This is a genomic window from Mycobacterium terramassiliense (assembly GCF_900157385.1).
Lineage (GTDB): Bacteria > Actinomycetota > Actinomycetes > Mycobacteriales > Mycobacteriaceae > Mycobacterium > Mycobacterium terramassiliense.
The window spans coordinates 500,709-509,061 of record NZ_LT717699.1 but is presented as its reverse complement, the minus strand read 5'-3'; the positions used below and the strand labels follow the sequence as shown (position 1 = coordinate 509,061).

Below are 8,353 nucleotides of genomic sequence, written 5' to 3'. Positions count from 1 at the left end.
TGCGGACTAGCCTGGGCGAAATGACAGGCTCGAGTTCCCCCGGCTTTCCCTCCGGATTGCAGCGCATGGATTTCGACGCGCTTTACCGCGGCGAGAGCCCCGGCGAAGGCATCCCGGCGATGGCCTCACCCCCGTGGGATACCAAGGCGCCCAAGGAAAATGTCATCGCGTGGCACACGAGCGGCTGGATCCACGGTGACGTCCTCGACGTCGGCTGCGGCCTCGGCGACAACGCCATCTACCTGGCGAAGAACGGCTACCACGTCACCGGGCTGGACATCTCGCCCACGGCGCTGATCACCGCCGAGCGCCGGGCCGCCGACGCCGGAGTCCAGGTGAAATTCGCGGTGACCGACGCCACCAGGCTCGCGGGCTACACCGACGCGTTCGACACCATCGTCGACAGCGGCATGTTCCACTGCCTCGACGACGAGGGCAAGCGCAGTTACGCCGCCGCGGCGCACCGGGCGACCCGGCCGGGCGCCACGTTGCTCATCAGCTGCTTCTCCGACGCGAGCCCGGCCGATACCGAATGGCCGCGGCCGTCGGTGCCCGAGCGGACGCTGCGCGACGTCCTCGGCGGCGCGGGCTGGGATATCGAATCGCTGGAACCGGCCACGGTGCGCCGCGAGGTGGACGGGACCGAGACCGAAATGGCGTTCTGGTACGTCCGCGCGCGGCGCCGCTAGCCGGCTCTTGTCGGCGGCCCCCGCTAGTATCGAAAGTATGTTCGAATATCGTGGGCATGCCGAGGAGGCCGCGCTGACCGCGCGGATCGCCGATTTGGAGACGGTCAAGTCGGCGGCCGCCGCGGAGCAGGCGCGCGCGTCGGTGCGGTTGGAGGCGCTGCGCCGCGCCCACGAGTCCGACGCCCGGGTGCCGGCCGCCCAGCGCGGGCGCGGGCTGGCCGGCGAGATCGCGCTGGCGCGACGGGATTCCCCGCCCGCGGCGGGCGGCACCTCGGCTTCGCGAAGGCGTTGGTCAACGAGATGCCGCACACGCTCGCTGCGCTCGAGGCCGGGCGGTTGTCGGAGTGGCGGGCCACCCTGATCGTGCGGGAGTCGGCGTGCCTGGACGTCGAGGACCGGCGGGCGCTGGACGCCGAGATGTGCGCCGACGCGTCGCGGCTGGACGGGATGGGCGATGCGCGGATCGCGGCGGCGGCCAGGGCGATCGCCTACCGGCTCGACGCTCGGGCGGTGGTCGACCGCGCGGCCAAGGCCGAGTCCGAGCGCACGGTGACGATTCGCCCGGCCCCCGACACCATGGCGTGGGTGACGGCGCTGCTCCCGGTGGCCCGTGGTGTCGCGGTGTATGCGGCCCTCAGGCGGGCCGCCGACACCACGTTCGACGGCCGCACGCGCGGCCAGGTCATGGCCGACACGCTGCTCGAACGCGTCACCGGCCGGCCCGCCGAGGTGCCCCAGCCGATCGCGGTCAACCTGGTGATCTCCGACGAGTCGCTGCTGGGCCACGACGGCTCGGCGGCGGTGGTCGACGGGTACGGCCCGATACCGGCGGCCGTGGCCCGCCACCTGGTGCGCGACGCGGCCATCGATGACCGGTCGCGGGCCACGCTGCGGCGGCTCTATCGGCATCCCGGTTCAGGGTCCCTGGTCGCCATGGAGTCGCGGGCGCGGTGCTTCCCCAAGGGGCTCGCCAGGTTCATCGGTCTGCGCGATCAGCGCTGTCGCACTCCCTACTGCGACGCCCCGATCCGCCACCACGACCACGCCCGGCCGCACCACCGCGGCGGTGCCACCAGCGCGGCGAACGGGCTCGGCATGTGCGAGCGCTGCAACTACGCGAAGGAGGCGCCCGGCTGGCGCGTCGCCGCGAGCGTGGACGAAATGGGCAGGCACACGGCCGAATTCACGACGCCCGCCGGCATGCGGTATCGCTCCGGCGCGCCGCCGCCGCCCGGGCGGCTCGACATATTCGTCGTCGAGCCCCGCGCCGCCTGACTGGCGGGTGCGCGGAGGCCGCTAGGTGCAGGGATATTGCCCGTTGAGCACGCAATTGCTCGGCGGCGAGTAGGTACCGACCAGCGCGCCTCGGAAACCACCGGTGGCCGAACCGCCCGGGGCAATGACGCGATTCCAGTTCGCGGGGGTAACAACGAAATGCGTGCCCGATTGGGTGACGGTGCTATTCCACGCGTGCAGGACCGATTGCCCCGCCGGCATGTCGAATTCCAGCTTCCAATCGCTCATCGGCGCCATGCTCGCGTTGGTGATCGCGAAGCGGGCGATGAACCCGGTCTGCCACGTATGTTCCACCGACAACGTCGCCGAGGCCGCGGCCGCATGAGCTGCGGGGGCGGTGCCGAGTCCGAGGATGGCAACCGCCACTGCCGACACGGTTACGTGAAGCGCCGTGCGCCAGCGCCTCACGTACTTGTCCAGTCCCGCCATAGCAGCCAACACTAAGACCGAACAGGCGATATCGGTCCCCACATCGCGGGTAGCTGCCGTACCTTTGCGCAACCGAAACCGTCATGAAATTTTGGCTGCCAGGTCCGCGCGCGGCGGTGCCCACTAACCTGAACCGCGTGAACCTGGACGTCAATCAGGCCTCCATCCGCGAGGTGTGCGACGCGGGCCTGCTCGCCGGCGCCTTGACGGTGGTCTGGCAGCGCGGACAAGTGCTGCAGGTCAACGAGATCGGCTACCGCGATATCGACGCGGGCCTGCCGATGCGGCGGGACACGGTGTTCCGCATCGCGTCGATGACCAAGCCCGTCACGGTCGCGGCGGTGATGAGCCTGGTCGACGAGGGCAAGCTGGCGCTCAAGGACCCGGTGGTGCGCTGGGCGCCGGAACTGGCCGACGTGCGGGTGCTCGACGACCCGGTTGGTCCGCTGGACCGGACGCACCCGCTGGGCCGCGCCATCCTGATCGAGGACCTGCTGACCCACACCAGCGGCCTGGCCTACGGCTTCTCGGTGTCCGGACCGATCGCGAAGGCCTACGTGCGGCTGCCCTTCAACCAGGGGCCGGACGCGTGGCTGACCGAGCTGGCCAAGCTGCCGCTGGTGCATCAGCCCGGTGACCGATTGACCTACAGCCATTCCATCGACCTACTCGGCGTCATCGCTTCTCGCATCGAGGGCAAGCCGTTCAACGAGGTCCTCGACGAACGGGTCCTGGGCCCGGTGGGCATGCCCGACACCGGGTTCTACGTGTCCCCGGAGGCGCGCCGCCGCGCGGCGACCATGTACCGGCTCGACGGGCAGGGCCGGCTGCACCATGACGCCATGGGCCCGCCGCACATCAAGCCACCGTCCTTCTGCAACGCCGGCGGCGGGTTGTGGTCGACCGCCGACGACTACCTCCGGTTCGTGCGGATGCTGCTCGGCGACGGGACGATCGACGGCGTTCGGGTGCTCTCCCCCGAGTCCGCCCGGCTGATGCGGACCGACCGCCTCACCGACGAACAGAAGCGGCACCAGTTCCTGGGGGCGCCGTATTGGGTCGGCCGGGGCTTCGGGCTCAACCTGTCGGTGGTGACCGACCCGGCCAAGAGCGGGCCGCTGTTCGGGCCGGGCGGGGTCGGTACGTTCAGCTGGCCCGGCGCGTACGGCACGTGGTGGCAGGCCGACCCGACCGCCGACCTGGTGCTGCTGTATCTGGTCCAGAACCTGCCCGACATGTCCGCGGACGTGGCCGCCGCCGTGGCCGGCAACACCTCGCTGTCGAAACTCCAATCGGCACAACCGAAGTTCGTGCGGCGCACCTATCAGGCACTCGGCCTCTAGCGCGATGGTCGCCTACCCGCCCGACCGCATGACCGGCCCGAAGCTGGTGCTGCGCCCGCCGGTGCTCGACGACGCCGGCCCGCTGTATCAGCGGGTCGCCCGCGATCCCGAGGTCACCAAGTACCTGCTGTGGGCGCCGCATCCCGACGTGGCGGCGACGCGGCGGGTGATCACCGAGAAACTCAACGTCGGCGGCGACGAGCGGACCTGGGCCATCACGCTGCGCAACAGTGGCGAGGTCATCGGGCTGACCAGCTGCCGGCGCCCGGTGGCGCACGCGGTCGAGATCGGTTACTGCCTGGGCCGGCGGTGGTGGGGCAAGGGCTACATGTCCGAGGTGCTCGAGCTGCTGCTCGCCGCGCTGCAGGCGGATCGGCAGGTGTATCGCGTGTGGGCGACGTGCAGCCCCGACAACGAGCGCTCGGCGCGGCTGCTGGAGCGCGCCGGTTTCGGGCTGGAGGGGCGGCTGGCCCGGCACGCCGTGTACCCCACCCTGGGGCCCGAGCCCCAGGACGCCCTCATGTACGCGAAGATCCTGCGCTGACCGCGGCCCGTCGCGTGTGCGTCCAGGGCGGGAAAAGACCAAAATCCGCCCCCTGAGCGCGCTTTGGCAGCCGCCGGCACGCACCCGCTTGCCCTAGGCTGGGTCGCATGCCAAAACCGACCGTTCTGGTCAGCGGCGCCGGCATCGCCGGATCCGCCCTCGCGTATTGGCTCAACCGGTCCGGCTACCACGTCGTCGTGGTCGAAATCGCCCACGGCATCCGCCCCGGGCGGGCAAACCGTCGACCTGCGCGGCGCGGGGCGCGGGGCGGTCGAGCGGATGGGGCTGCTCGAGCAGATGCGCGCCCGCAGCCTCCGTCAACGCGGTGCCGCCTGGGTGCGGGCCGACGGCCGCCGCCGCGCCGAGATGCCGGTTGCGGCCTTCCACGGCAACGGATTGGTCAGCCAGCTCGAGATCCTGCGCGGTGACCTGGCCGAAGTGCTGTACCAGGCGACCGCCGCGGACACCGATTACCGGTTCGGCATCCGCATCACGGATCTCGAGCAGGACGACGACGCCGCGCTGGCCACGTTGTCCGACGGCGCGACGGTGCGCGCCGAGCTGGTCGTCGGCGCCGACGGCCCCCATTCGACCGTGCGGCGGCTGGCCTTCGGCCCCGAGGAGAACTTCGTCAAACACCTGGGCGGCTATCACGCCTGGTTCACCGCACCCGACACCGTCGGCCTGGACGGCTGGTTCCTGATGTATCAGGCGCCCGGCATCCTCGCCTCCCTACGCCCCTCGCACGATCCGGCGATGGCCAAGGCGGGCTTGGCCTTTCGATCCGAGCCGCTGAAATACGACCGCCGCAACCTCGACGAGCAGCGCGGGCTGCTGGCCGACCGGTTCGCCGGTGCCGGGTGGCAATCCGCATCCCTGGTCACCGCGGCGCGGGAAGCCGAGGACTTCTACTTCGACGAGTTCGCCCAGATCCACATGGACCGGTGGTCGTCCGGCCGCGTGACGCTGGTCGGTGACGCCGGCTACTGCGCGTCACCGCTGAGCGGCATGGGCACCAGCCTCGCGCTGGTCGGGGCGTACGTGCTGGCGGGCGAACTCGGCTCGGCCGACGACCTCGACGCCGATCGGTTGGCGGCCGCCCTCGACCGCTACCACGCGGTGATGCGGCCCTATGTCGACCGCTGCCAGAAGCTACCGAAGGGCATCGACGGGTACCTGCCGAAGACCGCCGCCGACATCGTCATCACGGCCATGGTGATGAAGTACGTGCAGCGGTGGCCATTCCGGATCGTCGCGGAGCGGAAATGGTTCAGCACCGCCGACGCCGTCGACCTGCCGGACTACCCCTCGCGTTCCAGCGCCCGCCGCGCGTAGGCCCGCACGTCGGCGTCGCTGTCCTTGAGCGCGATGCCCAGCGCATCGCGGGCGGCGGGCTCGCCGGCAAATCGGGTCAGGCTGAGCACGGCCGCCTTGCGCACGTCGAGGTGCGCGTCGGCCAGCGCCCGGGCCAGTCGCGGCACCGCGACGTCGACCGCCGCGCCCTTCAGCGCCCGCGCAGCGCCCTCCCGCAGCTGCCAGGCCGGCGCCCGCAGCGCCGCCTCGACCGCCGCGAAATCGCCTTCACCGCAGCCTAATTCGCCCAGGGCGGCGAGCGCGGCGGCACACACCAGCGGGTCGGGATCGGCGAGCAGTGCGCCGACGGCCTCAGCACCCCCGCCCAGGGTCGCCAGGCCGGCAACCGCCGCGATGCGGACCTCGCGGCTCTCGTCGCCGGCGGCCCCGACGACCCCGGCCACGTCGTCGACAGACACCAGCGCGCGCACTGCCTCGATGCGCACCCGGTGGTCGGGATCGTCGAGCGCGCCGCGGAATTGGGCGGCGCCACCGACCCGGCGCGCGGCCAGCAGGTAGACGGCGGCCGCACGCACCACCGAATCCCGGGACATCAGCTGCGTCGCGGCGCCGGCCGGGTCGGGCAGCACCTCCACGAGTTCCCGGAGCCCGTCTGCGCCGGTGCGGCGCACCGCGGCGTCGGCGTCGTCCAGGGCCGCGAACAGGGCCGGCGCGTATCCGTCGGGAAGGTGCTCGGTCAGCGTGGCCACCGCGGTGCGCCGCACGCCGGGATCCGGGTCGGCCAGATACGGCTTCAGGTCGGCGATCGCGGGCTCCTCCAACGCCAGCACCTCGGCGATGCGCGGCGAGGGCGGCTCGAACGCCGTTGCGCTCGAGTCGATTCGAGAGCGCGCGGCGGCCGGGGCCTGCCCCCCGACCAGCGCCGGCTGCTCCACCTGCTGCACGCTCTGATCCGCCGGGGGCAGCCCGTCCAGCTCCGGCACCGGCACGAAATACGGTGCGACGGGCCGCTTCAGGAACGCCATCTCCCCGTCGGGCCCCTTGCGCAGGTTCAGGTGATAGCCCCACTGGGCGTCGTCGCGGCCGGGCAGGTCGGCGCGGTCATGATAGAGGCCCCACCGCGATTCGGTCCGGGTGAGCGAGGAGCGGGCGGCCATCTCGGCGCAGTCGCGGATGAAAGACACCTCGACCGCGCGCATCAGCTCGTGCGGGTTGCGGGCGCCCATCTCGGCGATCTCGTCGCGCATCCGCTCGAAGGTGCGCACCGCGATGGACAGCTTGGCCGCCGTCTTCGGCGGCGCCACGTAGTCGTTGACGAACCGACGCAGCTTGTATTCGACCTGCGGTTGGGGCGGACCGTCCGGATGCCGCAGCGGGCGATAGATCAGCTCATGCGCGGCCCGCAGCTGGTACTCCGGGAGTTGTTGCGGCACGGGAACATCGAGCAGGGTCGAGGCGGCGTCCGCGCCGGCGAGGTCGCCGAAGACGAACGCCCCGATCATGTAATTGTGCGGGACGCAGGCGAGGTCGCCCGCGGCGTACAGCCCCGGCACCGTGGTGCGGGCGTGCTCGTCGACCCAGACCCCGGACGCGGAATGCCCTCCGCACAAACCGATCTCGGAGATGTGCATCTCGATGTCGTGGGTGCGGTAGTCGTGGCCGCGGTTGGCGTGGAAGGTGCCGCGGGTCGGGCGCTCGGTGGTGTGCAGGATGTTCTCCAGCGCCGTCAGGGTCTCGTCGGGCAGGTGCGACACCTTGAGGTAGATCGGCCCGCGCGCGGAGTCGATCTCGCTCTTGACCTCGGCCATCATCTGCCCCGACCAGTAGTCGGAGTCGACGAACCGTTCGCCGTGCGCGTTGACCTGGTAGCCGCCGAACGGGTTGGCCACGTAGGCGCACGCCGGCCCGTTGTAGTCCTTGATCAGCGGATTGACCTGGAAGCACTCGATTCCCGACAGCTCCGCGCCCGCGTGGTAGGCCATCGCGTAGCCGTCGCCGGCATTGGTCGGGTTCTCGTAGGTGCCGTACAGGTAACCCGACGCGGGCAGCCCCAGGCGCCCGCACGCCCCCGTCGCCAGGATCACCGCCTTGGCCCCGACGGCGACGAACTCGCCGGTGCGCGTGTGCAACGCGGCGGCGCCCACCGCCCGACCGGCGTCGGTGAGCACCCGCACCGGCATCAGCCGGTTCTCGATGCGAATTCTCTCCCGCATGGACCGCTGCCGCAGCACGCGGTACAGCGCCTTCTTGACGTCCTTGCCCTCGGGCATCGGTAGGACGTAGGAGCCAGAGCGGTGCACCCGGCGCACCGCGTATTCGCCGTGCTCGTCCTTTTCGAACTTCACCCCGTAGCGCTCCAGCCGCTGCACCATCGCGAAACCACGGGATGCGGTCTGATAAATGGTGCGCTGGTTGACGATTCCGTCGTTGGCGCGGGTGATCTCCGCGACGTAGTCCTCGGGCTCGGCCTTGCCGGGAATGACGGCGTTGTTGACGCCGTCCATGCCCATCGCGAGCGCACCGGAGTGCCGCACATGGGCCTTCTCCAGCAGCAGCACCTGCGCGCCGCGCTCGGCGGCCGACAGCGCCGCCATGGTGCCGGCGGTGCCGCCGCCGATCACCAGCACGTCGCAGTCGAGGCGCAGTGGCGAGAGGCCCGGAGCCTGCATCACGCCGCCACCGAATGGTCGAGCGCGGCGGTGACCACCGACGACAGCCGGGGGGCGTGCTTTTTCATT

General features: G+C 71.2%; 5 protein-coding genes and 2 pseudogenes. 5 read left to right on the top strand and 2 right to left on the bottom strand.

The window, feature by feature from the left end; all coding sequences use genetic code 11:
* Positions 1-56: 56 nt before the first annotated feature.
* Together MTAB308_RS06710 and MTAB308_RS06705 are read left to right on the top strand one after the other, a co-directional pair.
* The gene (locus tag MTAB308_RS06710) at positions 57-689 is read left to right on the top strand and encodes a class I SAM-dependent methyltransferase (protein WP_108637213.1); all 633 of its coding nucleotides are present in this window, start codon (positions 57-59) and stop codon (positions 687-689) included.
* Between the two features lie 37 nt (positions 690-726).
* Positions 727-1,964, top strand: a pseudogene (locus tag MTAB308_RS06705) (HNH endonuclease).
* A gap of 21 nt (positions 1,965-1,985) precedes the next feature.
* Here the strand turns inward: MTAB308_RS06705 and MTAB308_RS06700 are convergent.
* Positions 1,986-2,414 carry a cellulose-binding domain-containing protein gene (locus MTAB308_RS06700; protein ID WP_077098708.1) on the bottom strand — a complete coding sequence of 143 codons (429 nt, stop codon included), beginning with the start codon at positions 2,412-2,414 and terminating at the stop codon, positions 1,986-1,988.
* 137 nt (positions 2,415-2,551) lie between these two features.
* On the opposite strand from MTAB308_RS06700, the gene MTAB308_RS06695 reads away from it, so the two are divergent.
* The 3 genes and pseudogenes from MTAB308_RS06695 to MTAB308_RS06685 all read left to right on the top strand — a co-directional run bounded on the left by MTAB308_RS06695 (position 2,552) and on the right by MTAB308_RS06685 (position 5,636).
* Entirely contained in the window at positions 2,552-3,757 is a 1,206-nt protein-coding gene (locus MTAB308_RS06695) for a serine hydrolase domain-containing protein (RefSeq protein WP_077098959.1), read from the top strand.
* Positions 3,758-3,761: 4 nt separating this feature from the next.
* Positions 3,762-4,301, top strand: coding sequence for a GNAT family N-acetyltransferase (locus tag MTAB308_RS06690; RefSeq protein WP_077098707.1), 540 nt, complete (start codon positions 3,762-3,764; stop codon positions 4,299-4,301).
* Between the two features lie 107 nt (positions 4,302-4,408).
* A pseudogene (locus MTAB308_RS06685) lies at positions 4,409-5,636 on the top strand (FAD-dependent monooxygenase).
* Here the strand turns inward: MTAB308_RS06685 and MTAB308_RS06680 are convergent.
* Positions 5,603-8,284, bottom strand: a complete 2,682-nt coding sequence (locus MTAB308_RS06680) for a fumarate reductase/succinate dehydrogenase flavoprotein subunit (protein ID WP_077098706.1) — start codon at positions 8,282-8,284, stop codon at positions 5,603-5,605. The pseudogene MTAB308_RS06685 and the gene MTAB308_RS06680 overlap by 34 nt on opposite strands.
* Between the last annotated feature and the right edge of the window lie 69 nt (positions 8,285-8,353).